At 66.0% G+C, this 26,580-nt stretch carries 23 protein-coding genes; 12 read left to right on the plus strand and 11 right to left on the minus strand.

Annotated features, from left to right (window positions below):
* Positions 1-21: 21 nt before the first annotated feature.
* Positions 22-1,290, minus strand: coding sequence for a bifunctional 2-polyprenyl-6-hydroxyphenol methylase/3-demethylubiquinol 3-O-methyltransferase UbiG (locus KQ310_RS11390; RefSeq protein WP_259721864.1), 1,269 nt, complete (start codon positions 1,288-1,290; stop codon positions 22-24).
* A 217-nt stretch (positions 1,291-1,507) separates the two neighbouring features.
* On the opposite strand from KQ310_RS11390, the gene KQ310_RS11395 reads away from it, so the two are divergent.
* From KQ310_RS11395 to KQ310_RS11425, 7 genes are all read left to right on the plus strand, one after another.
* Positions 1,508-4,528 (plus strand): phycobilisome rod-core linker polypeptide, encoded by a 3,021-nt coding sequence (locus KQ310_RS11395; protein WP_259721887.1) that lies wholly within the window; start codon positions 1,508-1,510, stop codon positions 4,526-4,528.
* A 450-nt stretch (positions 4,529-4,978) separates the two neighbouring features.
* Complete coding sequence (locus KQ310_RS11400) at positions 4,979-5,464, plus strand: allophycocyanin (protein ID WP_259721865.1); 486 nt, start codon at positions 4,979-4,981, stop codon at positions 5,462-5,464.
* Positions 5,465-5,506: 42 nt separating this feature from the next.
* Positions 5,507-5,995, plus strand: a complete 489-nt coding sequence (gene apcB / locus KQ310_RS11405) for an allophycocyanin subunit beta (protein ID WP_259721866.1) — start codon at positions 5,507-5,509, stop codon at positions 5,993-5,995.
* 34 nt (positions 5,996-6,029) lie between these two features.
* On the plus strand, positions 6,030-6,230 hold the full coding sequence (locus tag KQ310_RS11410; RefSeq protein ID WP_197156848.1) for a phycobilisome linker polypeptide: 201 nt from the start codon (positions 6,030-6,032) through the stop codon (positions 6,228-6,230).
* A 274-nt stretch (positions 6,231-6,504) separates the two neighbouring features.
* Positions 6,505-7,668 (plus strand): FtsW/RodA/SpoVE family cell cycle protein, encoded by a 1,164-nt coding sequence (locus tag KQ310_RS11415; RefSeq protein WP_259721888.1) that lies wholly within the window; start codon positions 6,505-6,507, stop codon positions 7,666-7,668.
* A gap of 48 nt (positions 7,669-7,716) precedes the next feature.
* Positions 7,717-8,457, plus strand: coding sequence for a cytochrome c biogenesis protein CcdA (locus tag KQ310_RS11420; RefSeq protein WP_259721867.1), 741 nt, complete (start codon positions 7,717-7,719; stop codon positions 8,455-8,457).
* Positions 8,457-9,866 carry a cytochrome c biogenesis protein ResB gene (locus tag KQ310_RS11425; RefSeq protein WP_259721868.1) on the plus strand — a complete coding sequence of 470 codons (1,410 nt, stop codon included), beginning with the start codon at positions 8,457-8,459 and terminating at the stop codon, positions 9,864-9,866. Before KQ310_RS11420 ends, KQ310_RS11425 begins: the two co-directional genes overlap by 1 nt.
* Here the strand turns inward: KQ310_RS11425 and queF are convergent.
* Positions 9,854-10,285, minus strand: coding sequence for a preQ(1) synthase (queF, locus tag KQ310_RS11430; protein WP_259721889.1), 432 nt, complete (start codon positions 10,283-10,285; stop codon positions 9,854-9,856). The two genes, KQ310_RS11425 and queF, sit on opposite strands and share 13 nt — an antisense overlap.
* A 231-nt stretch (positions 10,286-10,516) precedes the next feature.
* Here queF and KQ310_RS11435 point away from each other — a divergent pair, with 231 nt between their 5' ends.
* Positions 10,517-10,855, plus strand: coding sequence for a P-II family nitrogen regulator (locus tag KQ310_RS11435; RefSeq protein WP_259721869.1), 339 nt, complete (start codon positions 10,517-10,519; stop codon positions 10,853-10,855).
* Between the two features lie 14 nt (positions 10,856-10,869).
* On the opposite strand, the gene KQ310_RS11440 is transcribed toward KQ310_RS11435, so the two are convergent.
* On the minus strand, positions 10,870-11,748 hold the full coding sequence (locus KQ310_RS11440) for a TlyA family RNA methyltransferase (RefSeq protein WP_259721870.1): 879 nt from the start codon (positions 11,746-11,748) through the stop codon (positions 10,870-10,872).
* Positions 11,749-11,822: 74 nt separating this feature from the next.
* Here KQ310_RS11440 and KQ310_RS11445 point away from each other — a divergent pair, with 74 nt between their 5' ends.
* Positions 11,823-12,920: a glycosyltransferase family 9 protein gene (locus KQ310_RS11445; RefSeq protein WP_259721871.1), complete on the plus strand. Its 1,098-nt coding sequence runs from the start codon at positions 11,823-11,825 to the stop codon at positions 12,918-12,920.
* Here the strand turns inward: KQ310_RS11445 and KQ310_RS11450 are convergent.
* The 3 genes from KQ310_RS11450 to KQ310_RS11460 form a co-directional block, all read right to left on the minus strand.
* On the minus strand, positions 12,917-13,426 hold the full coding sequence (locus KQ310_RS11450) for a class I SAM-dependent methyltransferase (protein ID WP_259721872.1): 510 nt from the start codon (positions 13,424-13,426) through the stop codon (positions 12,917-12,919). The genes KQ310_RS11445 and KQ310_RS11450 overlap by 4 nt on opposite strands.
* Before the next feature lie 89 nt (positions 13,427-13,515).
* A complete protein-coding gene (locus KQ310_RS11455; protein ID WP_259721873.1) occupies positions 13,516-14,718 on the minus strand; it encodes a glycosyltransferase 61 family protein in 1,203 nt (400 codons plus the stop codon).
* A 52-nt stretch (positions 14,719-14,770) separates the two neighbouring features.
* Positions 14,771-18,529: a glycosyltransferase gene (locus KQ310_RS11460; protein ID WP_259721874.1), complete on the minus strand. Its 3,759-nt coding sequence runs from the start codon at positions 18,527-18,529 to the stop codon at positions 14,771-14,773.
* A gap of 60 nt (positions 18,530-18,589) precedes the next feature.
* On the opposite strand from KQ310_RS11460, the gene KQ310_RS11465 reads away from it, so the two are divergent.
* Positions 18,590-20,017, plus strand: coding sequence for a hypothetical protein (locus tag KQ310_RS11465; RefSeq protein WP_259721875.1), 1,428 nt, complete (start codon positions 18,590-18,592; stop codon positions 20,015-20,017).
* Here the strand turns inward: KQ310_RS11465 and KQ310_RS11470 are convergent.
* Positions 20,001-20,891, minus strand: a complete 891-nt coding sequence (locus KQ310_RS11470) for a hypothetical protein (protein ID WP_259721876.1) — start codon at positions 20,889-20,891, stop codon at positions 20,001-20,003. The two genes, KQ310_RS11465 and KQ310_RS11470, sit on opposite strands and share 17 nt — an antisense overlap.
* On the opposite strand from KQ310_RS11470, the gene KQ310_RS11475 reads away from it, so the two are divergent.
* Complete coding sequence (locus KQ310_RS11475) at positions 20,890-22,512, plus strand: rhamnan synthesis F family protein (protein ID WP_259721877.1); 1,623 nt, start codon at positions 20,890-20,892, stop codon at positions 22,510-22,512. The two genes, KQ310_RS11470 and KQ310_RS11475, sit on opposite strands and share 2 nt — an antisense overlap.
* On the opposite strand, the gene KQ310_RS11480 is transcribed toward KQ310_RS11475, so the two are convergent.
* The 4 genes from KQ310_RS11480 to KQ310_RS11495 all read right to left on the minus strand — a co-directional run bounded on the left by KQ310_RS11480 (position 22,488) and on the right by KQ310_RS11495 (position 25,113).
* A complete protein-coding gene (locus KQ310_RS11480) occupies positions 22,488-22,937 on the minus strand; it encodes a type II toxin-antitoxin system VapC family toxin (RefSeq protein ID WP_259721878.1) in 450 nt (149 codons plus the stop codon). The two genes, KQ310_RS11475 and KQ310_RS11480, sit on opposite strands and share 25 nt — an antisense overlap.
* 21 nt (positions 22,938-22,958) lie before the next feature.
* Positions 22,959-23,204 (minus strand): type II toxin-antitoxin system Phd/YefM family antitoxin, encoded by a 246-nt coding sequence (locus KQ310_RS11485; protein ID WP_259721879.1) that lies wholly within the window; start codon positions 23,202-23,204, stop codon positions 22,959-22,961.
* Between the two features lie 80 nt (positions 23,205-23,284).
* Positions 23,285-24,418 (minus strand): Fic family protein, encoded by a 1,134-nt coding sequence (locus KQ310_RS11490; protein WP_259721880.1) that lies wholly within the window; start codon positions 24,416-24,418, stop codon positions 23,285-23,287.
* 68 nt (positions 24,419-24,486) lie between these two features.
* Complete coding sequence (locus KQ310_RS11495; RefSeq protein ID WP_259721881.1) at positions 24,487-25,113, minus strand: Uma2 family endonuclease; 627 nt, start codon at positions 25,111-25,113, stop codon at positions 24,487-24,489.
* Positions 25,114-25,225: 112 nt separating this feature from the next.
* Here KQ310_RS11495 and KQ310_RS11500 point away from each other — a divergent pair.
* Positions 25,226-26,580 (plus strand): hypothetical protein (locus KQ310_RS11500; RefSeq protein ID WP_259721882.1); only part of this gene is annotated, 1,355 nt, incomplete at its 3' end.

Genomic DNA, 26,580 nt, shown 5'->3' on the forward strand with positions numbered 1-26,580 from the left:
GCGGAATCTATCACGCGGGCCTCAGTCGCCAGGCCGCAGCAGCAGCAGGCGCTGATCCAGCAACAGCCTGGCCGTGCTCAGCAGGCGGGCGCGGGGCCAGTCCGGCAGCAACCGCTCCAGCGGATGATGTGGCCCAGCCGCTTCGAGGGCCTGGAGCAGCAGAACACCCTCCTCCGAGAGGTCAAGTGGTGCCATGTCCGAATCCAGCAGGCTGGTACCAGGCCAGCCCCAGAGGCACGGGTTGCGCACGCCACGGGCCTGCAGCAGAACGGCGTCATCGGACCAGTCCGGGCGCTGGATCGGCCCCTTGGAGAGAAAGAACTCAAAGTGGCTGATGTCGGGATCCAGCTCCTGCACCAACTGCCATTGCTGTCGTTCACTCAGGGCACGGGCCCGCTCGAGCAACTCGCCCTGCAACAACCGGGCCGGATCCCAGACGGCCGGATTGGAGAAGCCGGCGAAGGTCAGATCCGCCGAGGCCACGAAGGCGAAGAGGCGATCCAGGTCGTAACTGGTTTCCTGCGGGTGCAGATACATGTCCGCAAAGTTGGCATCGGCGGCCGTGTCCATCGCCCAGCGCTGCTCGTGATGGCGGCGCAGACGATTGGAGACAGGCAGGTCGGCGAACAGCTGCCGGCCGAGCCTCAGTCCGTCGGCGCCGCTACCCGCACCGAGCAGGCCGAGGGCGCGCTGGGTGCGGTGGATCTCCCAGCGTCCGGCATCGGCATAGAGAAACAGGTGCAGGAGCCCGCCGGGCTTGAGACGTGATGCCAGGGCCGCCAGCCCTGCCGCCGGCTGGCGCAGATGGTGCAGCACCCCCACGGAATTGATGTAGTCGAAGCAGCCTTCGTCGGCCAGATCCAGCAGGCTGCGGTTCTCGATCCTCACCAGGGAACGCTCGCCGCCACCGGAGCGCCGCAGCCGCTCGCGGGCCACGGTCAGGGCACCGCTGGAGATGTCCACCGCCAGGATCTCGGCGCCGGGGTTGAGATGGGCCAGGTAATCGGTGCTGACGCCGGTGCCGCATCCGGCGTCCAGCAGCCGCAGCGGTCGGCCGTCCACAGCGGCAGCGGGCAGGGCCCCGGTACAGGCCGCATAGGCCGCATTGACACACCAGCGCCAGTTGTATCCAGGCGGCGGGCCGTCCTGGAGCGGATCGCCCGGGTAGGGAAATCGGTCGTAGAAGGCACTCACCACCGGGGTGGCGGCATCGGTGCTGGCACCGGGAGCGGAGTCGGTAGCGGCAACGGTGGCAGCCGGAGGAACCGATGGCGAACCTGCGGAGGTCATGCGGAGAGCCGGGGAGTGGGGCCGAGCTTTTCATGGCGTCCAGCCCGGACGGAAGGGATCGCATCGGGTTCGTCACGGGCCGGAGGGGCGCCGTGGCCGCTTCTGGTCCGCCGCCGCTGCACGGGGTCAAACCACGGGGCTGCAAACATTTGTTCATGGGCTCCCGGTGGCCCGCAGGGCCAGCCGTAAGTTGTCCCAGCCCGGCTCGCTCTCGTTCATGACCGTGACCGCCAGCAGCGGCAGCACCAGGGTCACACCCCAGCTCTACGACACCCTGCCGCTCTCCAGCGTCCGTCAGGCGGAGCAGCAGGACCGATTCCCCGACGGCGGGGAACTCGACAGCCTGATCACCTTCTTCCAGAGCGGTCAGATCCGAGTAGCTGTGGCCCGGCGCATCGCCGCCAATGCTCAGACGATCGTGGCCAAGGCCGCTAACCGCATCTTTGCGGGCGGCACGCCCCTCTCCTATCTGGATGCGCCCCTCAGCAGCGGAGGCGACGAGACCCCTCTCGCTGCCGACCAGGCCGCTTTCCAGCGTTCCGTGCAGACCTTCACCGGTGCCGGAGCCGCCGCCAGCAGAGGCAACCTGATCAGTCGCCTGCTCGATGGCGCCGGCGGCGACGCCGATGTGCGGGTGATCCTTCCCACGGGCTTTAACCCGATCTCGGTTGCTGTCTATGGCACCGAGCGGATGAAGAAATCGGTCCGCGACATGGCCTGGTTCCTGCGCTACGTCGGCTATGCCGTCGTAGCCGGCGATCCCAGCATCCTGGCGGTGAACACCCGCGGCCTGCGGGACATCCTCGAAAAAGCCTGTTCGCTGGCGGCCACGAATGTGGCCCTTCAGGAGATGCGGGCCGCCGCTGCCGGGCTGTTCAAGGGCGAGCCTGAGGCTCGCCAGCTGGTGATCGATTACTTCAACGTGCTGCTCAAGGAGCTGGAGGTGCCCACGCCCTCGGCTCGCCAACGGCTCGGCAGCCCCGAGAACCAGGGGCTGCAACTGCCCGCCATCTATGCCCTCTCCGCCGAAGGTGCGCAGCGCTTCAACATGAAGCCCGGCATGACTGGCGCCCAGAAAGCTGAGGTGATCCGCGCCGCCTACCGCCAGGTGTTTGAGCGCGACATCGTCAAGGGCTACAGCCAGGTGGTCTGCCCTGTGGAAGCCACCCAGGTGCGGCAAGGCCAGATCTCGATGCGCGAGTTCATCCGTGCCCTGGGCCGGAGTAAGGACTATCGCCAACAGTTTTATGGCCGCTTCTCCAACAGCCGTGCAGTTGAACTGGCATTCCGCCACTTCCTCGGCCGAGGCCTGAGTTCCAAAGAGGAATTCACCCGCTACTTCGACATCGTCAGTGCCCAGGGGCTGAACGGCCTGGTCGATTCGCTGATCAACACTCAGGAGTACGCCCGCGTCTTCGGTGAAGAGACCGTGCCCTACCTGCGCGATCTCGGCGAGGAAGCCCAGGAGAGCGCCGGTTGGGGGTCGCACCGCAAGTTGTTCCGCTTCAGCGCTCCGTTTGAAGGAGCCCCGCAGTACATCACCCTCTACGCCTCCTACCGACAGCCATTCGGCGATCAACACCCCTACGGCGGGGGGAATGATCCGCTCGGCCTCAACTACGGCGCTATCTTCCCGTCAGGTACGGCCAACGTGGCCACGCGTCCGGCTCCGTTCGCTTACGACGCGCGCCGCATCCTGATCGGCAATGGCATGAGCCAGCCCGGTCAGATGGACAGCCCTCAGTTCCGCAAGGCCACCCCTCGCCGGGTCGGTCCCAAGGTGGTGCGGCTACAGCAGATCGCCACCGGTGGCAATTCCGTGCCCCGGCGCGGTGGGCAGCCCAGCATCCGTGGCACCGAAGCCAGCACCCAGGCCGTGATCCGTGCGGTCTATGTCCAGATCCTCGGCACCACCGGCTATGCCGGTGAGTCCACCAAGGTGGAGGAGATCAAACTCGAAAACGGCGACATCAGCCTGCGCGAATTCATTCGCCAGGTGGCCCGCTCGGATGCGTTCCGCCGCCGTTACTGGAGCGGCCTCTACATCACCAAGGCCATTGAGGTGATGCATCGCCGCATCCTCGGCCGGCCCACCTTCGGTCGCTGGGAGATCAACGCCTACTTCGACACGGCAGCCCGCAAGGGTTTCTATGGCGTGGTCGACGCCATGATCAACAGCCCTGAATACAGCCAGAGTTTCGGAGAAGACACCGTTCCCTACGAGCGCTTCATCACGGCGACCGATCTCAATGCCCGTCGTGTTCCGGCCCTCAGGCGTGCCTTCAATGCCGCCGCGGTTGCTGATCTCACTCCGGCCAAGCGCCCCGACGTGCCACCGTCTCAGCGCCTGCAGACCGTGGGCGATCTGGTGCCCCGCAACCTGCCCGGTCGCCGCCAGGTGATCGTCGGTGGCTGGAGCGCCAATGTGGCTGGCGGGGAAAGCATGGCCGGCAGCAGCGTTGTCGAAGGCCCAGCCACCATCCGCACGGATCCGGAACCCACCCGGCGATGGAGCCAGCCGCGTTGGCAGCCCGGCGGCGGCGTCCCGATGCCCTGGCGCAGCGGTGTCGTGCCCAGCCCCGTCAAACCGCTTGGTGCGCCCAGTGTTGGGGGTCCCAGCTGGTCCGCCGCCGTGTCCACCACCCTGGTGGCATCTCCGGCACGCCAGCCCGGAGCAGCGATGCGCCAGGCGCTTCGCCCGGGCCGGCCCCAGGGCTATGGCCGTCGCCAAAGCCTTGGCATGCCGGTGGTACTCACCAGCCTGCGCAGCGAAGCCAAGCTGCAGGAGGTGATCGAGGCCAGCTACCGGCAATTGCTCAATCGTGTTCCCTTCACCGCCGAACGGCTTGGGGATGCGGAATCCCAGTTGCGAGATGGCCAGCTGAGCGTTGCCGAGTTTGTCGGCCAGATCGCCTCCAGCTCCCTGTTTCTGGAGCGGCTCAACCGCATGGCTCCACTACGGGCTGCCGCGGCTGCCCACCTGGCCGTGCTGGGCCGCGCCGCCCAGCCCGAGGAATCGAGCCGATTCCTGGCCACCCGAGTGCGGAGTGGTCTGCTCAGCGCGGTGGAGGCACTGCTCTCCAGCGACCATTACGCCGAAGCGTTCGGTCGAGACACGGTGCCTTACATCAGAGGCCTGGGCACCAGCGACGGCATCCCGCTGGAGACCGTGAATCGCACGGCAGCGCTCTATGCCGGCAACGCCGGCCTGACACCAGCACCGAAAGGGGCGATCTGACCCCGCTCTGCAGCGGCGGCCGCTGCAGAGCGACCAGACGAGCAGATTTGAACTGTGAGCCCACCCCTTTTGCAAGGGGTGGGCTTTTTATGCGCCCTTAAAAAAGGGGGGAGAGCATGCGATGACGAATTCAAGCCAGATTACGGCCGAGAAGAAACACATCCACACACATACGCATATCAACAACTCCGCCGAAAGCCCTTACGGGCCAAGGGATTTGCGAAAAAGAGCCGCCGTGAAGAACTGTTACCGGGAGCCGGTAAGACTGGGAGGCTTGCCGCAGAATAAGCGGGCGGTCAGGCAATCTGTCCGCACCCACATAGCAGCGAATCTCAGTCCAGCACGACCCCTGAACCCGGTCTGCCCTGAATCGTGGCTGTGTGGACTCCCAACCCACCCACCGGATACCGGTCTCCTCTCAGGCGACCGCTTGTTTCGAGGCAGAACTGCATGAGCATCGTCTCCAACTCGATCATCAACGCGGACGCCGAAGCCCGCTACCTCAGCCCTGGCGAACTCGACCAGATCAAGGCTTTTGTTGGCGGCGGTCAGCGTCGTCTTCGCGTAGCCCAGGTCCTCAGCGAGAGCCGTGAGCGCATCGTCAAGCAGGCCGGCGGCCAGCTTTTCCAAAAGCGCCCCGACTGCATCTCCCCTGGCGGCAGCGCCTATGGCGAGGAGATGACCGCCTCCTGTCTGCGCGACATGGATTACTACCTGCGCCTTGTGACCTACGGGATCATCGCGGGTGATGTCACTCCGATCGAAGAGATCGGCATCATCGGCGCCCGTGAAATGTATCGGTCCCTTGGCGTCCCCCTCGATGCCATGGCTGAATCCGTGCGCGAGATGAAGGCCGTCGCCGCCAGCATGCTGCCCGGCTCCGATGCCGAAGAAGCTGGCACCTACTTCGACTATGTCGTCGGCGCCCTCTCCTGAGGCTGCATTCGTCCTTCATCCACCGCTTCACACTCAGGATTCATGCAAGACGCGATCACCAACGTCATCAATCAAGCTGACGTCCAGGGTCTTTACCTTGACGGCTCCTCCATGGGCCGTCTTGAGCAGTACTACGCCAGCGGTGAGCTGCGCGTCCGTGCTGCTGCCACCATCAGCGCCAATGCCTCGGGCATCATCAAGGAAGCTGTGGCCAAGTCGCTGCTTTATTCGGACATCACCCGTCCGGGCGGCAACATGTACACCTGCCGTCGGTATGCCGCCTGCATCCGCGACATGGATTACTACCTGCGCTACGCCACCTACGCCATGCTGGCCGGTGACACCTCCATCCTGGATGAGCGGGTTCTCAATGGCCTGAAGGAGACCTACAACTCCCTGGGTGTGCCGATCGGTGCCACCGTGCAGGCCATCCAGGCCATGAAGGAATCCACAGCTGCGCTGGTGGGTTCCGATGCCGGTCGCGAGATGGGCGTGTACTTCGACTACATCAGCTCCGGCCTGGGTAACTGATCCCTGCTGCGGTACACCCTCGCGAGGATCCCCCATGCGTCTGTTCAAGATCACGGCCTGCATCCCCTGCCCTGAAAAGGCACGCAGCCAACGGGAACTGCAGAACACCTACTTCACCAAGTGGGTGCCCTTCGAGAGCTGGTTCGCTGAACAGCAGCGAATCATGAAGCAGGGGGGCAAAATTCTGAAGGTCGAACTGGCCACCGGTCGCCGTCAGCAGAACGTCGGCAACTGACAGCCTGACCTGCACCATCCCCCCACACAGCCTCTGCCCGGCCAACGCCGGGCTTTTTTGATGGTCTGGAAGCGGCCTTGATGGTCAGGGCTGTTGTCAGGCTCTCGACAAACCAGGGGGTGGACCGGCTGAATGGGGAGCCTCCGTCGCTGCAACGTTGACCGGTTCCCGTTCCAGAGGATCCCGCCGCACCAGTGGTGGCGGTGGCAGTGGTGACGATGGCAGAGGCAGTAGCGGTGGCAGCGGCGCCCTACCCAGCGCTGCCGCCACTCGGATCGGCCCGAGAGGGCTGCTGCCCCTGCCGTGGGCCCAGTGGCCAGCAGAAGCACGGCTGGTACTGGGTTTCGTGGCCCTCTGGAGTCTGGTGGGGGTGCTGGTACTCACCTCGGCCAGCTGGTGGGTGGCAGAACGGGAGATGGGAGATGGAGCCTTCTATGTCAAACGCCAGGTGATCTGGATGGTGGCGAGCTGGGGGCTGCTCTACCTCGGCATCAGCACCAACCTGCGCCGCTGGCTGCGGCTGGCCGCGCCAGCACTGCTGATCGGCGGCGTGCTGATCGCCGCCACGCTGGTTGTGGGCAGCACGGTGAACGGGGCCAGCCGCTGGCTGGTGATCGGCCCTCTCCAGATTCAGCCCTCGGAACTGGTCAAACCCTTCGTGGTGCTCCAGGGCGCCGCCCTGTTCTCCCATTGGCGCCGCATCGGCATCGATCAGAAACTGCTCTGGATCGGTGTCTTCGGAGCCCTGATCCTGCTGATCCTGAAGCAGCCAAACCTCAGCACCGCTGCCCTGCTGGGCCTGCTGCTCTGGTTGATCGCCCTGGCCGGTGGCCTGTCGCTGCGGCTGCTGCTCGGTGCCGCCGCGGCCGGAGGCCTGCTCGGCACCGCCAGCATCCTGGTGAATGAGTACCAGCGGCTTCGGGTCACCTCCTTCCTGGATCCCTGGAAGGACGCCCAGGGCGATGGCTATCAGCTGGTGCAGAGCCTGATGGCGATCGGCTCGGGCGGGGTTCTGGGCGAGGGCTATGGCCTCTCCACCCAGAAGCTGCAGTACCTGCCGATCCAATCCACCGATTTCATCTTCGCGGTGTTCGCCGAGGAATTCGGCTATGTGGGATCGGTGGTGCTGCTGCTGTTTCTGCTGCTGTTCGGATTCGTGGGGCTGCGGGTGGCCCTGAGCTGCCGCAGCAACCAGCAACGGTTGGTGGCGATCGGCTGCACTGCTCTGCTGGTGGGCCAGTCGATTCTCAACATCGCCGTGGCCAGCGGCGCCATGCCCACCACCGGCCTGCCGCTGCCGATGATCAGCTACGGCGGCAACTCGCTGCTGTCCAGCCTGCTGGTGGCAGGCCTGCTGATCCGCTGCTCGCTGGAGAGCAGCGGCCTTGAAGCCCCGCGCCGCAGGAGGCGGGAGCGTCAACCTGCCCCGATAGGCTGAGATCAATCTCCGTAGCCCAGGCGGGCCAGTCCCGCCCATTGCACCCGTATGACCAGCCTCGGGCTGTCCCTGGCCGACTGGGCCCGTGCCAGCGAAGATCTGCTCAGCCACTCCCTCGAGCAGCCCGGGCCCCTCACCCTCGCCCTGGTCTTCGGAGCCGGCCTGCTGACCAGCCTGGGGCCCTGCTCGCTGTCGTTGCTGCCGGTCACCCTCGCCTACCTGGCCGGTTTCGGTACGCCATCGGTCAATCCGCTGGCCCGGCCGGTTCTGCCGGTTCTGCGCAGCGTCAGCTTTGCCGGCGGCATCGTGGCGGCCCTGGTGTTACTGGGGCTGGCCAGCGGTCTGCTGGGGCGTCTTTACGGCCAGATGCCCAGTCAGCTGCCCCTGCTGGTGGCGGTGGTGGCCCTGGTGATGGGCCTGAATCTGCTAGGCGTTGTCAAACTGCCGATGCCGGCCGGGCCTGATCCGGAGCGCTGGCGCCGCCGCGTGCCGGCTCCGCTGGCCCCCCTGGCCGCCGGCCTCGCCTTTGGCCTGGCCGCCACCCCCTGCACCACACCCGTGCTGGCGGTGCTGCTCACCTGGATGGCCCAGAGCGGCCGTCCCCTTGCCGGCATGCTCCTGCTCACCTGCTTCGGTGCCGGACAGGTGCTGCCGCTGCTCCTGGCCGGCACCGCCGCCGCCAGCCTGCCGGGCCTGCTGCGGCTGCGGCGTATCGGCCAGTGGATTCCGACGATCAGCGGTGTGCTGCTGATCACCACCGGCGGTCTCACCCTGCTGAGCCACCTCTGATGACCGGCAGCTCCGCCACCGCCACCGGCCCGACGCGAACCCTGCAACGCCTGATCGCGGCTCTGGCCGATCTGCGTCTGGCGATCGGCCTGCTGGTGGTGATCGCCATCGCCAGCGGCATCGGCACCGCCATCCCGCAGCAGGAAAACGCCGAGCTGTATCACCGGATCTACGACAATCAGCCCTGGCTGGGGCTGCTGAACGGCGACGGCGTGCTGGGCCTGCAGCTCGATCACGTCTATTCCAGTAACTGGTTCCTCGCCCTGCTGGCCTGGCTGGGTCTGGCCCTGCTGTTGTGCAGCTGGCGGCGGCAATGGCCGGCCCTGATGGCGGCTCTGCGCTGGATCGATTACCGCTCGCCGCGGCAGCTGAGCAAGCTCAGCGTGGCGGAAACCGTGAGCCTGGCCCAGCCGCAGCAGGGCCTCGATCGTCTGGCCGATCTGCTCGCCCAGCAGGGCTGGCAGCTGCAACGCCATCCAGACCGCCTGGCGGCCCGCAAGGGGGTCCTGGGGCGGATCGGCCCGCTCCTGGTGCATGCAGGCATGGTGGTGCTGATGGTGGGCGCCGCCTGGGGCTCCCTGGGGGGGCACCGGCAGGAGCAGTTCCTGGCACCGGGAAGAGAACTGGAGCTGCTCGACAGCCGCGGCCACAGCCAGCTCACCCTCGCCCTGGATACCTTCGCGATTGAGCGCGATCCTGCCGGCCGGCCGGAGCAGTTCCGCTCGCAACTGCGCCTGCTCAACCCCGGGGATGCAGCCACCGGCGAGCTCAGCGTCAAAAAAGCCGAAATCAGCGTCAACCACCCGCTGCGCTACCGCGGCATCACCCTGTACCAGGCCGACTGGGCCCTGGCCGCCATCACGGTGCAGCTGGGCCGCAGCCCTCTGCTGCAGTTGCCACTGCAGAGCTTCCCGCAACTGGGTGAGCAGATCTGGGGCCTGGTGCTGCCCACCCGGCCGGATGGATCGGAGCCCGTTCTGCTCAGCCTCAGCAGCGAGGAGGGACCGGTGCAGGTTTTCGGGCCCGACGGCCAGAGCCTGGCCCAGCTGGTGCCCGGCGGCCCCGCCCAGGAGGTCAAGGGGTTGCCCGTCAGGGTGGACAGCGTGCTGCCTGCCAGCGGCATCCTGCTGAAGCGAGACCCTGGTGTGCCGCTCGTCTACACAGGCTTCGCGATTGCCCTGGCCGGCGGCGCGGCCAGCCTGATCGCCACCCGCCAGTTGTGGGCGATCGCGGAATCCTCAGAACCGGAAGGGAGCAGCGAGATCTCTAACAGGCTCGGTAGCGAGCATCCAGGTCGCCTGCATGTTGCCGGGCTGTGCAACCGCAACCTCACGGCCTTCTCGCAGGAGCTGCCGGCCCTGCTGGTCCAGCTGGATCTGGACACGTCGTCTGGCGCTCAGCAGGCCTGACGACTGCCATGGGACACCCGCACCACGGTGTGGACGTTGCCGCGGGGATTGAAATCGGCCAGGAGCTCCATCCAGGCCGGCTCGGCCGCAGCCACCAGGTCGTCGAGGATGCGGTTGGCCACCTCCTCGTGGGAGATGGCGCGATCGCGGTAGGCATTCACATAGAGCTTCAGGGCCTTGAGCTCCAACACCCGGGGGCCAGGCTGGTACAGAAGCCGCAGCACCGCGAAATCGGGGTAACCGGAAAAGGGGCAGGTGCAGGTGAACTCCGGCAGCTCGATCGAGACCTCATAGGCCCGCCCCGGCCGGGGATTGTCAAAGCAGATCAGCTCAGCCTCGGCGATGGCCCGCTCGCCGTAGCGGGGGGTACCTGTCTGTTCGTCAGGGGAGGCTGATGCGGCAGCGGGGCCGGTGGCGATCGCGTTGGGAGAGGCGGCTGTCACGGGGCTGAGGCGGCAAACGACAGGCTCCAGCGCCGGGCCTGTCAGGGGTTTCGGATGATACCGATGCGACCCGCTCGAACGCGGCCCACCCCAGCCCAGAGCCGTAACGATTGCTACGGCGAACCCACCAAAGCTCGGGTCTGATGGACATGTTTCCTCCTCTCCGGGGCCTTTCCTGAGAGACTTCAAACAGCCCCAGCAGCTTCCATGAAAAAAGTCGAGGCCATCATTCGTCCCTTCAAGCTTGAGGACGTCAAGATCGCCCTGGTGAATGCCGGCATCGTCGGCATGACCGTGAGTGAAGTCAGGGGTTTCGGCCGTCAGAAGGGTCAGGTGGAGCGCTATCGCGGCTCTGAGTTCACGGTGGAGTTCCTGCAGAAGCTCAAGCTCGAGATCGTGGTGGACGACGGCCAGGTCGACACCGTGGTCACCGCGATCCAGGATGCGGCCCGCACCGGCGAGATCGGCGACGGCAAGATCTTCGTGAGCACGATCGAGTCGGTGATCCGCATCCGCACCGGCGAACGCGACAGCGGCGCCATCTGAGTCCCTCGCGCGCCTCAATCCAGCGCTGCCCTCCGCTTCAGGGGTCCAGCGCTGGTGTCCCGCACCACCTGCTCCAGGGCCGGACGCCGCTCTTCAGCCGTGCCCCCCGCCAGAGCGGTGGGGATAGCCGGATCGGCTGGCAACCGGCCTGGACTGGCCACCCAGAGCAGATATTCATGGTTTCCGGCAGGCCCGGTGATCGGCGAGCCCACCAGCCCAGCCGGCTGTAATGCAATCGTGGCCGCAGCGACAATCACCCGCTCGATCGCATCCACCTGGGCCGCTGGATCGCGCACAACACCGCCCTTGCCCACCCGCTCTCGCCCCACCTCAAACTGCGGTTTGACCAGCAGCACCAGCTCGGCCTCAGGGGTGAGCAGCCCCCGCAGGGCCGGCAGCACCAGGCTGAGCGAGATGAACGACACGTCGGCAACGGCCAGATCGGGCCAGGGGTCTTCGGGGCCATAGAGATCAGCGGGCTGGAGATGGCGCAGGTTGGTGCGCTCCATCAGCACCACCCGCTCATCGGTGCGCAGGCTCCAGGCCGTCTGGCCATAGCCCACATCCACCCCGTACACCCGCGAAGCACCATGCTGCAGCAGGCAATCGGTGAAGCCTCCGGTGGAGATCCCCCCATCCAGACAGACCCGCCCCGCCACCGCGATCGGCAGCTGCTCCAGGGCACCGGCCAATTTCTCTCCCCCCCGTGACACAAAGCGAGGCGGGTGCTCCACCTGCAGCGGCAGGTCGGCCTTCACCGCCACACCGGGCTTGTCAAGAATCTGATCGCCGCTGCGCACCCGGCCGGCCCGGATCAACTGCTGCGCCTGCTGGCGGCTCGTGGCCAGTCCGCGCCGAAGCAGTTCCTGGTCCAGTCGTTGCTTGCCTGCCATCCCTGCAGCGGCGCCTAGTGTCTGCGTCCTACAACAGAGCCGATCGGGGTGCTGTGACAGCCTGCTCCTCCACCATGCAGCGCTTCTGCGATCAGCCCCTGGGGGACACGCCCACGATCGTGGTGCTGGGTGCCGCCAAGCTCGGTAATTATGTAGTGCTCCAACCGCTGCTGCGGGGTCTGCGGGAGAAATACCGGGGCGCCGACCTCACCTACGTGGGCAGCCGACGCACCAGCGAACTGGAGATCGGCAACCCGTGGATCAACCGCAGCCTTCCCCTGGCCGAACAGGCAGAGGACGCCACTGCGCAACTGAGGAGCCTGCGGGGCGCTGACCTGGTGATCAATGCCGATGGGCATAGTCCCCACACCCTGAGCTGGGTGAGCGCCCTAGCCCCCCGCTATGTGGTGGGGGCCGCGCCGATTCCGGCGGGCGACCACCCGCTGCAACAGCTGGCCCTCGACCCCCACTGGGCCCGCGCTGATCTGGTGGAGCGCTATTCGGGATGGATCCACAGCAACAGCATCCGCGAGCTGCACTGCCGCGTGGCCTGGGTCAACACGGAGTTCGAGCGGGTCGAGCTACCCCAGGCCGCCCCCCCTGCCGGGCTGCCACCGGTGCTGATCGCCGTGAATGGCGAGCGACCAGCCAAACTCTGGCCGCTGCAGCACTGGCTGACGCTGCTGGAGCATCTGCAGACCGACTGGGGTCTGGCCCCACAGGCGATCGGCCTGATCGGCGGCCCGCCCCCCGCCACGGCTGAACGTGCCGGTGACCAGCTGGAACTGCAACTGTTGACGCATCTGCCGCTGCGCGACCTGAGGGGTCAACTCACCCTTCCCGAACTGGTGGGGGCGCTGCAGCACAGCCAGCTCTGCCTTGCAGTGGATTCCGGCCCCCTGCACCTGGCGGCGGCGGCCGGCTGTCCCACGCTGGCGATCTTCGGGACCGACCATGGAGGGGTTGGTGCAAGCCCGCGGGATCTGTGGGCACCCCGCAGCCGCAATGTGTGGGTGAGCCAGAGCACCGCCAGCTGCTCGCTGTGCCTGGAGCAGCAGTATGCACCGGCCAGCTGTGAACTGCCTGAGCACAGCTGCATGAATCAGGTCACGCCTGAATCGCTCCGCTCAGCCCTGCAGAATCACTTGGGCGAGCGGAGCATGGCTGCCTAGATCCGCTTGCACATCGTGCAGGAGAGATGGGAAGCATCGACCCACTCCTGCGACTCCAAGGAGAACAGACCGGAGAACCCATAGGCCCTGGCCCAGGGCGTGGCACCGCAGAAGTAATCCGGGAACGTGCTTTCCGTGATGATATTCACATGGGTTGGGTCCTGAAAAGCCTTCGGGCTCGGGTAAGCGGGAGTCAAGGAATAGAATGTTCCTCCTGGCTTTAGCACACGATAGATCTCACTCATCAACTCCACGAAGCAGCAACGCGCGCCCCCAGGGAGATAAATCAGACGAGGCACATGTTCAATGAAGTCATAGGCAGTGACGTGGTCAAACATTGCTTCGGCAAAGGGAATCGCCTCCACCGCCAGATCGGCCTTGCGGACTTCCACGAGCTTCCCATCGGAGCTGGCGGTTCGCATCGAGTCGACCCCGAATAGAAGATCGGCATTGAAAGGATTCTGAGGATTCGAGCCACAGCCGAGATCGAGACTGATGGAAGCCATGCACACATGTTCTCTGGAGCCAGTCTACCAACCGCCAAGGATCCGAACCGCAACAGCTGCAGCCCCTGACTGGAATAGCAAGCTCAGATTCAGAAACTCGATGCCAGGGCCTCCAGCATCTGTGAAACCACATCGACGGAGGCGAGCAGGGAGCGGCGGCGGAGATGCAATCCCCCCTCTCCACCGAACCCTCCCTCGGGCTGGGTGCAATAGAGGTAGAAACCCGGCAATTGCTGAGCCGAAAACTGCAGAAGATAATCTGGTGACACAAGATCACCCAGCACAATCACCCCCTGCCCCCTCTGGCCAAAACCAGCCATGGCCAGCGCATGGAGAGCCGATCCCTCAAAACCTGCCACACAGCGAGCCTGGCGATAGGTGGCCACCTGGTGAGCCAGGGAATGAAGCTGGGGGTGATAGATCGTCCAACCCAAGGTGGCCAACCGCTCTTCTAGGAGAGCCTCCTCCTCCACCTGGCGCACGTCCCCGGCCAACCTGGAGCGCGACACATACAAACGATCCAGCACTTCGGCAGGCAGGTCCTCGGTCGCGGCCGATTGAATCACCCAGTCTCCAAAGGCGGCCGCTGTGCGCAGATAGGCCGTTGAAGACATGGAATGCAAATGCAGCGTGGCCTCAGGCAAGAGGAGTTCAGCCACACCATAGAGAGCCGGGAGATCAACGTCGAAGACGGGCGTATAACCAGCATTGTCCATAAAGGAGCACACCTGACTCACCAGACCCTCAGACTTCCCCATCGACAACAGCACGGGAATCGGAGTCTTTGAAGGGCACGGCTCCAGGAACGGCCAGAGGTAGGAGATCGTCTCCGTCACGAAGTGGCCAAAGTTGTCGTAGTGGTTGAACGGTAGATACAGAGCACGCTCCAGGATGGGTAGATCCCCCCATTGCCAACGGGGTTCCAGATGAAAATCCATGCAATGGGGCGCTTGCATCCCATCGGGCATGCGGCGCAGATAGGAACCCGGCAACGCCAGACCGCTCTGCCGGTCATAGAGAGCCCCCTTCCCTGCCGACACCACAACAGAGGAGTGGCGATGCAACTGGGGTGTCCAGGCCTGTCGCACCTCGAAGACACCCTTCAGGGTTTCGCACACCAGCGACAGGGACAAGGCCTTGGGAGTGTCAATCGGGGAACCGAACAGGGCGAGAAAGCTTCCCTTCCAGATCTCCACCGGGTCACGAGCGGGCTCGGAGGGGGTCGAGGCCTGGAGTGAGGCTCCGACAGCCCGAGAAGCCAGGCGAAAACGATCGAGATCGGGAGACGACATACCAGCGCGTGACAATCAGAAGGTGGAGGATTAAGCCGCAGAAAGAATGGACTCAGCTGCTGCGGTTGTAGTACTGCAGCAGTGTTTCGATCGCACCATTGGCCATGGCAGCACCGGCCAGTGCACCCCTGGCATCTGCGGCGCTGGATCCAGCTGGCTTCAGGGGAAGACGTCCATTCTTCTGCAGATCGCCCAGCACGGCCGCCAGAGCCCTGGGGTCCCCCGGCGGCACTCGATTGCCGTTCACGCCGTCTTCGATCGGATCGGCCAGGGCGCCGATGGCACTGGCGATCACCCACAGACCGGCACTGAGGGCCTCGCGTGTGACCAGGCCATAGCTTTCGGGCCAGATGGAGGGAGCCACCAGCACATCCTGCTGGGCATAGAACGAGGCCATCGCCCCCATGGAAACCGGTGGCACGAACCGCACAGGGGTGGTATTCCAGTGGGTGGTGTAGCCCTCCGCCCCTTCCTCAAGGCTGTGATCCACCACAGTGAGTTCCAGACCTGGCTGGGGGAGCTGCAGCACGGCGGCACGGAGCACGGCAAAGCCCTTGTGCACAGCCATCCCTCCCACATGGCAGAGGCGCAGCGGAGCATCGGAGCGCCGGCGCGGACGGGAGAGGGTCGCCATCGGCGTCCAGTCGTTCTCGAGAACCTCCACAGCGGCAATGCCAGCCTGGCGGTAGAGATTGGCAAACGATTCGGAGACTGCCAGGCGAGCCGATGCCCCCGCCAGAACATCCGCCAGGTCGTTGCTTCGCTCGATCGCTTTCTCGACGGCCAGTGGATCGCGGCTTGCGCCGGCGGGCTCATGGCCTAGCGGGTCGGCCGGATCCACCGGCTGGCCATCGGGCGTGGTGAGGAACTGCAGCGGACTCAGCCACCAGGCGTCGTGCAGGGTGACCAGATAGGGGATGCCAAGGTCTGCAGCGATCCGCAGCGGGGCGGCGGTGAGCACCTGCAGGCAATGGGCATGGATGAGGTCGAACCCCTCCCGTGCGAACCACCAGCGGCAGAAGCGCTCCACCTCACCATCGTGGTGCCAGCTCCAGGGTTTCGGTGGCAGACCCAGGCGCACGACCCGGGTACCATGCCAGTCGTGAACATCCAGCGGTAGTGCCCCCAGGTCACCCTGGGCACTGGGGGAAAACTCCTGCCAGGGCTCCTTGTCCACGCAGAGCACGGTCACGTCGTAGCGGTCGCCGGCCCGCTCCAGAACTGCCTGCACCTGATCCTGCGCCACCCGGGTGGCACCCCCCACCGACTGGGGCGAGAAAAACACATTGATCACCAGCAGGCGTCTGCGGCGAGTGGCCGGAGGCTGGGGATTGGCGATCAGGGGCTGCCAGAAGGGTGCTGCCTGGTGCAATCCAAAGCAGGCCTGGGCATGGTGATGGGCCCGTTCCGCCATCGCGGTGCGGCGCTCAGGATCCTGAAGCAGGGACTGGATCGCCTCGACCCACTGGCGGTGGCCGCGGGCGTAGAGGGCATGCTCCCCCTCTTCCACCAATTCGCGGTAAGTGGCCGTGGGGCTGAGGATGGCCGCCACGCCCATCAGGCTGAGTTCCATCCAGCGGATCGCACTCTTGCCATCGGTGAACACCCCCGGTTCAAGCACCACCAAGCCGATATCCGCCTGGCCGAGCTGCTGCAGGTAACGGTCGTAGCTGGAGTAAGGCACTGCACGGATGCGACTCGCATGGGTCAGCAGCACATCCGGCAGATCCACATGGCCCAGCAGATCAAGCCGCACGGAAGGATTGGCCGCCATCACGGCCGCCAGGGCCGGTGCCAGCTCCTCTTTCCACACCTGTTTATGGGCCTTGGTGCCACTGGCGAAGACAAGGCGCAGCGCCCCTTCGCGGCGGGTTCTCGGCGGGCGGGCCTGGCGCAGCAGCTCCGGCGGCGCCAGGTTGGGGAGCACCATCACCTGCTGGCTCGACTGACTAATCGCCAGCCAGCGAGTCGCCAGGGTGCGGGTGGAGAAGATCAATCCATCCGCCTGCTCCATCGCCACACGAAACAACGGCACATCCAGCGAAAAGCTGCGGTGCATCACTGGATCGATGGTGCCGCCATAGGTGGCCAGGGGAGGCGGGCAATGCTCCGCATCAAAAACCAGATCATCAATGTCGTAGTAGATCGGCACACCAAAGCGGCGTGCCTGGCCCAGGAAGCGCAGCACGGGATAACTGGCGGGCATGCGGCAGACCACCACCGCATCGGCCCAGAGCAGGCGTTCAGACCAGCCCCAGCCCATGAGCTCATCGCGCAGGAGGATCTCCACGCAGCAACCAAGGCTTTCCAGCTGCTGGCGCTTCTGCTCCACCCGATAGAGAAAGCACTGGGGCAGGTCGTCGTTGGCCACGAGCAGCCAGTGCCCGCGGCTGCGCGACGCCAGGGGTGCCGGCCGCTGGCCATCAAGCTGGGTGAAACCGGTGGATCCGGAGAGCAGCTGCTGCAGGCCCCGTTCCCTCAGTGCCAAAGCCTCCGGCAAACGACCGGGTTGAACCAACAGGCGAGTGGGCCGCTGCATGGCCAGGTTATTCAGCCACCAGAGCGACAGATCGAGCCAGCGACGGGGGCGCGCATCGGAGGGACGGCGCCGCAACAGCGTGCCGCCCTCCACCCACACCGGTTCGAGCTTTGGCAGGAACGCTTCCAGATCGTGCTGGGCGAGCGCCAGCCGAGCCGCGGCCTGCACGAAGGGAGCATCGATGGCCCCCGCTGGCGGCGGCGCCAGGGCCGCCAGCGGCTCAGCCAACGCATCGGCAGCGGCACGATGCCAGCGGTCTGCCGGTTCCAGCGCGCTGAGATCACGCCCCAGGGCACTGCTGCGAGCCTCGGAGGGGGCCATTGCCGCCAGTGCCTGCAGCAGCACTCGCAGCACAGGCTGCTGCTGCGGAGGAACGCAGGCCGCACCCTTTGCCGAAGCCAGACCAGCCGCTGCGGCGAGGCGGCCGAGCAGCATTCCAAGCACAGATTGCAACCCACCGCTCCAGAGGGCCGCCTCGACCGCGGTACTGGACATCCAGAGCAGTTCCTGCAGCCTTGGAGCCGCGGCCTGCGCCTCCTGAAAACGGATGGGATCAAGCAGTCCGATCACCACCTGCAGCACCAGGGCCGGCCGGCGCGGCAGGGGAAGGGAGCATGCCTCCACACTGCCACCATCGATCGCGAGCGCCTGGCTGAGCGACCAGGAGCCAGCCAGATCACCCACCAGGATCCAATCGCAGACGAGGGTGATCCATTCCTGGAGCACCAAGGACTGGGGAAGCTGTTGCAGCAGTTCCTGATGGATCAGAGCGACAACCTGATCCAGGTTCCCCGCCGCCAGAGCCAGCCGCACTTCGGTGCGCACCCGCTGACTACGGGCCCAGGCCGACACTGGATCCAGCCGTTCGGCCTGCCTGAAGCAGGCCAGCGCCTGGCGGAGATCGCCGAGTTCAAACGCGGCCCGCCCTTGCTCAAACCAGCCCTCGGCGAAGCCTGGGTCGAGCCCGCAGGAGCGACGGTGGGCCTCCAGGGCAGCCGGCCACTGCTTCGAGCCTGCAAAGCAGGTGCCGAGGAGGTAATGGGCATGGGCGAGATCGGGGCGGAGCCGAACCGCTCGGCGCAACAGCGGCAGGGCCTCCTGCCAGGCCGACAGGACAGTCTGCGCCTTGCCGACCTGATAGGTGAGGTACGCCTCCTCAAGGGAGCCTGCTGGGATCACAGCCAGCAGGCGCATGCCTTCGCGCACCAGCTCGGCGGTGGCTCCAGCCTGCTCGAGTGGTGTGAGCCGGGCACTGAGGCTGGCCAGATCCATGCAGATCGCAGGAGAGACGGCCCTAGTGTCGCTCGATCCCGATTGGCATCCACGGACGCGATGGAGACGAATCCTGCCGAAGGCCGCGGCGGCAAGGACACACCAGCAGCCCAGGGCCGGGAACTGATCCTCTGGCTGCTCGAGCGCCAGTGGAACCCGCAACGGCTGCGCACAGGACTGAGCAGCCAGGACGACCTGCAACAGCTCTGCCTGGAGGAGGTGATCGGCTTGCGGGAGCAGGGCCAAGCGCAGCTCAGCCTTGGGCTGATCGAGCGGGCCTTGACCAGTGGACTGGCAAGCCCCTGGCTGGAGGACAATCGCGCCCGGGCGCTGCTGGTTCTGGGGGACGAGGAGGCTGCCCTGGCCATCTGGCAGGCGCTGCAAGCACATCCTGAGACCTCCGTGGCCGGCACCGCCGAGGCCATGGCCTCGTCGCTGGGATCCGAGCCTTCCGCCATTGAGAACGCCGCCACGGAAACCGGTGACACGGAAACTGGTGACGCCGCCAACAAGGACGCTGAACTCACAACCGTGGCCGCTCAACTCTGTGGGGTGCTGGAGGCAGCTGAGCGCTCTTCTGATCGGCTGCAAGGCGCGACCCAAGGCTGGGAGGAACTTGAAAACACCTGCCTGGAAGAGGCGATCCAGCTGCGGGAGGACGGGAACGCCACTCTGAGCCTGGCCTTGATCACCGCCGCCCAGGAGCAGGGCCTGCGCAGCCCCTGGCTGGACGACAACCGCGCCCGGGCGCTGGTGGGCCTGGAGCGCAAGGAGGAAGCCTTCCAGATCTGGCAGGAGCTGAGCCAGCATCCAGACGCGGCTTGTGCTGGCATGGCCGCCGACATGGTGGAGCTGATGCGGAACGGCCTGCTGGAGCCGCTGAAGCAGGTCTGCCTGCAGCGGGGCTGGCCGCCCCGGCATCTGGAGGGCGAACCCAGCGAGACTGGCAGCCCCCTGGAGTGGGCCCTGCGGGAAGTGATCACCAGCCGCGAAGGGCAGCAACCCGAACTGTCGCTGGCCTTGGTGGAACGGTGCCTGCAGCTGGGCTGGAGCTCCCCCTGGCTGCGGGACAACCAGGCCCGAGCGCTGGTGCACCTTGAGAGGATGGAGGAGGCGGTGCCCCTCTGGCGCGAGCTGGCCGCCACGGCGGACGACTCCATGCTGATGGCAATGGCCGACGAGATGGTGCAGCTCTACGGCCCTCCGGCGGAACGGGCCAGACGTTGCCGCCAGGCGGAGGCCCTGCTCGCCGACAACAACAACGCGGCAGCAGAAAGCCTATTGATCGAGGGCCTGCTGATCGATCCGGGATCTGAGGAGTACCGCCAACTGCTGCAGCGGGTGATCGAGCAACAGGGCGGAGAAACGGAATCGAACCTGCTGGGAAGCGAACTGCGCGAACCCACCCTGCGGCTTGAAGTGCACCGCCGCCTGCTGGAGGCCCTGGAGCAGGAGTTGCAGCCTGCGGCGATCAGCCCCCCGGCCTGAGGCTCACGAGCAACCGTTCACTGCGTTGCTCAAGCTCCTCGTGGCGCTCGAGCAGGGCGTACTGACTGCGTGAGAGCAGGAAGTAGTGCTCCAGCTCCTCCTGCACCTGATGGAGCTGCAGCAGGGTGAGTTCGGCCTCCTCGCGCGCTTCCATGAGGGCGGTGTCCTGCTCCTCAAGCTTCTGGTTGGCTTCGGCCAACGCCTTCTGTGTGTCCTCCAGCATTCCGCTCGACTGGTCGAGCTGCCCCCGGAGATCCGCCGCCTCCAGCGCCAGAGCCCCGGGCGACCGCCAAGCCTGGAGCAGCCCTTCAGATGAAAGACCGGTCTGCAGACGCCGCAGATAGGCGGAATCGGGCTCCCCTCCGCCCAGCAGAGCCTGAAGCTCCAAGTCGAGATAAGCATCGAGCAGGCCAGGAACTGACCGGCACAGGGCCCCGGTCACCAGAGCCGCCAGAGGCTCCGGGTCGGGCAGAGCAAGGTCCGCGGAAAGTTCCGGTGGAGGATCTCCGGAAAGGATCTTGCCCAGCGGCTCGGCATCCAGGGCGGCCAGGCGCCACAGCGTCAGGCGGGGAGAGGTGGCAGGAGCCGCCAGCAGGGCCCTGTAACCATCCAGCAGGGCAAGGCCATCCAGATCGGTGCTGGCGAGGAGCCGATCGGGGGTGTCGTAAAGGAGGAGCAGAGGCTCCTCCGGCTCCACCGGCAGCTCCGCCACGGGCTCCAGGCCAGCCTGCTCAAGTTGGGCCACCGCCAACTCCGGCAGGGGAAACGGAGAGAACCAATGCGGCACGTGGCAGAGCAGCGGATGGCCTGCATTATCAGGCCGCCTGGGCAGCAGGCCATGCTGGCGAGGAACGGCCGAGTCCCAGAACGCCATGGCACGGTGGCTCTGCCGCCTTGATCCCGCAGAACTGAGCCAGGGTGAGGCCCTGGTGGACGAGGCCCGCCGGCGGGGCATCGGCGGCTGGCTGCTGGCGGTGACTCTCGATGGCAAGGGCCAGCTGAGCCCAGCCCTTCCCTTGGCGGATCTGCTGCAGGGACAGACGCAGAACCTGAGTTTTTGCCTCACCTGCCACCTGAGTGAGCCCCTCACCCCCCGGGGCGAGGAGCAGGCAGCCGCCGCCCTGGCCCCCTTCCTGGCCCACCCCCAGGCAGTGCGTCTGGCCGGACGGCCCCTGTTGGTGCTGCAGGAGCCAGAGCGGCTCAGCCATCCCCAGTACAGCCCGCAGCGGCTGCGGCTGGCCCTGCAGTGTGGCGTCCGCACGGCAGGGGGAACGGCCGATCCGCCCCTGCTGCTCCACCCCAGCCAGACCACCGCCCCTGCAAGCGTCCCTGGCTTTGATGGGGCCGTGGAGACCCTCGCCGAGCCGACCGGGCCAACGGAGCCGATCACCTACGAGCGTTGCCTGCATCAGGCCCACTACCGGCCGCTGCCCCCGGAGCTGTGGATTCCGGCGGTGCGGACTCCCAAGGCCGAGGAGGAAAGCGGTCATCCCGGCGCTGACGCGGATCGCTACCGGGAATGGCTGGAGCTGGCGAGTGCCTGGTCTGAGCTGTGGCACGACGGGCGCCGCGAGGCGCCGGTGCTGCTGGAGAACTGGCCAGCCCATCGGCACTGGTGGGATCAGGGAACAGCTGAGGCCCCTTCACCACCGCCGCCTGCCTTGGCGCCAGCTCCATCCACGGCCCCTGAGCCAGAGGTGGATGAAAGGAGCTGGGGCGAGCCACATCCGAGCCATCTGGCCCTGCTGATCCATGGCTTCTACCTGGATCGGCTGGAGTCGATGCTGCGGCCCCTTGCGGCGGGTGGAGCCAGCGACGGACTTCCAGCCCTGGATCTGTACCTGAGCACCCCGGAGCCCCAACTGGAGGAGGCCGCCGAGCTGCTGCGCCTGCTGGGCTGGCCACGGGTGCGAATCTTCGGGGTGGCGAACCGGGGGCGCGACATCGCCCCCTTTCTGAGGCACCTGCTGCCGGCGGCCCTGGACTGCGGCCATGGGGCCTTCGTGAAACTGCACACCAAGGCCTCTCCCCATCTGGAGCTGGGGGAGGGCTGGGGCGGCCATCTTGTGGAGTCCCTGCTGGCTCGGGAGCTGCTGAGCCAGCTCGGCGATCGACTCAGCCGGGATCCGGAGCTGGGTCTGCTGGCCCCGAGCGGCACCCTCCTGCCCACCACGGTGGCCTTGAACCGCAATGCGGCCCATCTGCTACCCCTGCTTCGCCAAGGGAACCTGAGCGGCCGCTGGTTCCTGGGCCAGCGGTTCGTGGCCGGCAGCATGATGGCGGGCCGGCTGGAGGCCCTGCGCTCCCTGCTGAAGATCCCCTTCCCTCTGAAGGCATTTGCGCCGGAAGCCGGCCAGACCGATGGCACCCTCGCCCATGCCCTGGAGCGCTGGATCTGCGCTGTGGTGCTGGCGGAGGGCTGGACATTGGAGGAACTACCTGGCCCGGCCACGGCCGTTCCAGGCTTCGGCTACCGCTGGGTAACCGACGACTGAGCCTGAGCGATGTAAGCGACGCCAGAAATGCTCAACTGTGCAGCGGCCTGCAGCAGGGCTCGGTCGGCGGTGAGCAATTGCAGCTGCGCACGCTGGGCAATCGCCAGATGCAGAGCATCGGCACTGCGCAAACCAGACTGAGGGTTCAGCTGCATCCATAGCCGTGCCTGGAAGAAATCGGCACCGACGGGCTCCACCAAGCCGAGACACTCACGGCGGAACACATCCGCTTCCTGATGGACCACCTGCACCCGACCCACATCGAGCTCATCACGGCGGCAGCAGAGCGCAAGCACCCCAGCAAATTCCAGCCAAGACCAATGACTCAGCCAGATGGGGCGAGATTCCTGCCGGTTGAGCCATTGGAGGGCCAGATCACTGCCACTGTCCGGCAGGAAAAGAGACACCAGGATGCACGTGTCCATGTATGGATCAGCATCGTTCATTCAGCTGTCCTCACGGACAACGCGCACAAGATCAACAGCAGAGGCCTGCAGATTGGTCTGGCCCTGCTGAAAACACCGCAGCCGAGCGCTCCAGGCGATGGATGGATCAACGCGGGAACCTTGATCCGGCACCAGACGGGCAACGGTTTTGCCGCGCCTGGTGATCACCACCTCCTCTCCGGCTTCCACGGCGTCCAGCAGAGCGGAGAGCCTCGCTTTGGCTGCCGCCAGTGTCACAGTCCTCATGGCTAGAAGACCAAGTAGTCATTTGACCTCACCTTAGGGGGATCTCCGGGTGTCATCGCTGCAGCTCAGAGCCGGCTTCATCACAGGCGGATGCGGTAGGCACGGCTGCGGCCCTCACCGATGGGTTCGATCGCCCCTGCCGCAACCAGATCCGCCAGATCGCGCCAGGCGGTGGCACGGCTCACCTTGGTGAGGCCGATGGCCTTGCGAAGGGTCATGCCTCCCTGAAAGCCCTCGGGCTCGGCATCCAGCAGCCGGTTGAGCAGCTTCTGCTGCCGGCGATTGAAGCTGCTGTGGCGGTGAGCCCACCAGAAGGTAGCCTTGCGGCGCACCGCATCGATCACGGCGCCATTGGCCGCTGCTGCTTCAGCCAGCTGCTCCAGAAACCAGACCAGCCATGCGGTGACATCCAGATCACCGCGTTGGCACCGCTCCAGCACGGTGTAGTAGCCCTGCCGCTCTCGCAGGATCCGGGCCGAAAGACCCAGAGCCCGGCCATGGAGCTCCTCGTGACTTGGTGGCTCAACAGCCTGGGCCAACAGGCGATCGGTCAATGCCCGGGCCAAGCGGCCATTGCCGTCTTCATAGGGATGGAGGGTGAGGAACCAGAGGTGGGCCAGGCCCGCACGCAGCAGCCCATTGAGACCTTGAGGGGGCAGCGCCATCCAGGCCAGCAGGCTTTCGAGTTGCTCCTCCAGCTGGTAGCGGGGCGGCGCTTCGGAGTGCAGCCGCTCGCGGCCCACGGCGCCGGACAGCACCTGCATCGGCGCCTGATCACGGAGCTCACCGATGCGGATGGAGCGCAGTCCGTCGGGACCGGCAGCAAACAGGCGCCGATGCCAGTGGTGCAGGGTCTTGAGGGTGATGGGTCGATCCAACTGGCTCGTGGCTTCCAGCAGCACATCCAGCAGGCCTTCCACCTGGGGGGTGGCCATGGGCTGGCCCTCTCCCAGGGGGAGACGCAACCGGCGGGCGATCGAGGAACGCACCTGGGCCGCGTCCAGCAGCTCCCCCTCGATAGCGGCGGTGCCGAGACTTTCTCGCCCGAGCAGGGCTGAGACAGCCTCCCGATTCAAGGGGGGATCCAGGCCCTGCAGTTGTTGCAGCAGGTGCTCTCGCGAAGCTCGCGCCCGCTCCAACAGGGGCTGCAAACGGCTCGCATCCCAGCGGAAGCAAGGCCAATCGGGCTGCTGCCAGATCCAGAGGCCATCCATCGCGCCAGCCTAATCACTTCACCCCATGAAGCGATTAGGGAGATCCAATCGCTTCACGGGGGCTGGATTCACCCCTGCCAGATCTCCTGCAGGTCGATCCGCAAACCCGGGAAGAGGTTGCCACCCCTGAGCTCTTTTGCGGCCTCGATCCTCTGCAGGCCCCCGCTGGCCCCCCAGATTTCCACGGCCTGCTGCTCGGGGATCAGCAGCCAGCCCAACTGAGCACCGTTGGCCTGGTAAGCCGCCATCTTCTGCCGGAGGGCCTCAAGGCCACGAGGCCCCTCATCGCTGGGGCTGGCCAGCTCCACCACCAGATTGGGACAGAGTGGCGGAAAGCCACGGCGCTGGGCGGCGGTGAGGGCCTGCCAACGCTCCAGGCGCACCAAGGAGGCGTCGGGGCTGAGGACGGAGCCGTCAGGCAGGCGAAAACCCGTGGAGCTGTCAAACAGCTTGAGAGAAAGCCCACTGGTGCGCACGGCCAGGCCGAGCAGGACCACTAAAACGCTGTTGCGAGCACCGGTCTCGCCGCCAGTGGGGGTCATGTGGATGAGATGGCCATCAGCACTGAGCTCCAAAACAGCCTCAGGATTCGCGGCGCACACAGCGGCAAACTGCTCCGGGGTGAGCTGCAGATCGACCGGAAACTGCAACGGTGCCAGCGCATCAGGCAGCAGGGCCGCAGATGCAAGCGACATGGCCCCAGCACAGGGAACTGGGATCAGCGTATGCACGTTTCAGTCGTCTGCGGCCGGATCTGGGGCTCCCAATGGCTGGGCGCCGTAAATTCAGGGCACACGGCAAGCCGCCTTGACCCTCAGCCCCGTTGCCCCAGCACCCGCCGCCCTGCGACTGGAGGCCCTGACCAACCTCCACAGCGCTGGCTGGTTGGTACTGGTGTGTCGCGGCGGCGCAGCCGTTGCCCTGGATCTGGCCCGGCTGGGCAAGCCACTGCTGGTGGTGGAAGCGGATCCCGAACAGGTGGAAGAGCTGCATCGGCAGGTAGCGGAAAACCCCGCCAGTGCGCTCACTGTGTGCTGTGAACTGCTGGGATCGGAAACAGGTGAGACCTGCTGGTATCGCTACAACGACGCCCGCCAGAACGGCACCACCGGGCTAGATGCCCTGCAGGGCCGTTACCCGAACCTGCGGCTCCAGTCGCTGGAACTGCGTCCCCTGCGGCGGCTTGATGCGTTGCTCGCGGCCTGGGAGGAGCGAGGCCGCAGCAGCGGGGATGACCTCCTGAAGGGTCCAGGCGCTCTGGTGGCCTACGGCGTCGAAGCCCTGCCGCTGCTGCAGGGCGGCAGCAGCTGGCTGGAGCGCTTCTCCCAGCTTGTGGTGCCACCTCCACGTCTGGAGGCAGAGGGGGATCTCGAAGCGTGGCCAGTCCTGCTCAGGCACCACTGCCTCCAGCCATCAGCAGACAACCCTCAGCCGCAGGGGGGAGAGGCATGGATCCTGCTGGAACAAGACCGTGAACGACTCCTGGAGGAACAACTCCAACAGGCACTCGATCAGATCAGCACCGTTGCGGCTGAACGCAATGCCCTCAAGGCTGAACGTGATGGCCTCAACACCAAGCAACAGGAACTCACCGCCCAGCGCGACGGCCTCACCAAGGAACGCGATGCCCTCGAGGCGGAACGTGACGGCCTCAATACCAAGCAACAGGAACTCACTGCCCAGCGCGACGGCCTCACCAAGGAACGCGATGCCCTCAAGGCAGAACGGGATGGCCTCAGCACCAAGCAGCAGGAACTCACTGCCCAGCGCGACGGCCTCACCAAGGAACGCGATGCCCTCAAGGCAGAACGGGATGGCCTCAGCACCAAGCAGCAGGAACTCACTGCCCAGCGCGACGGCCTCACCAAAGAACGTGATGCCCTCAAGGCCGAACGCGATGGCCTCAATACCAAGCAACAGGAACTCACCACCCAGCGCGACGGCCTCTCCAAGGAACGCGATGCCCTCAAGGCTGAACGCGATGGCCTCAACACCAAGCAGCAGGAACTCACCGCCCAGCGCGACGGCCTCTCCAAAGAACGTGATGCCCTCAAGGCTGAACGCGATGGCCTCATCACCAAGCAGCAGGAACTCACCGCCCAGCGCGACGGCCTCTCCAAAGAACGTGATGCCCTCAAGGCTGAACGCGATGGCCTCAACAC

It is taken from the genome of Synechococcus sp. CS-1328 (assembly GCF_025128095.1).
In the GTDB taxonomy this organism is placed as follows: Bacteria; Cyanobacteriota; Cyanobacteriia; order PCC-6307; family Cyanobiaceae; genus CBW1002.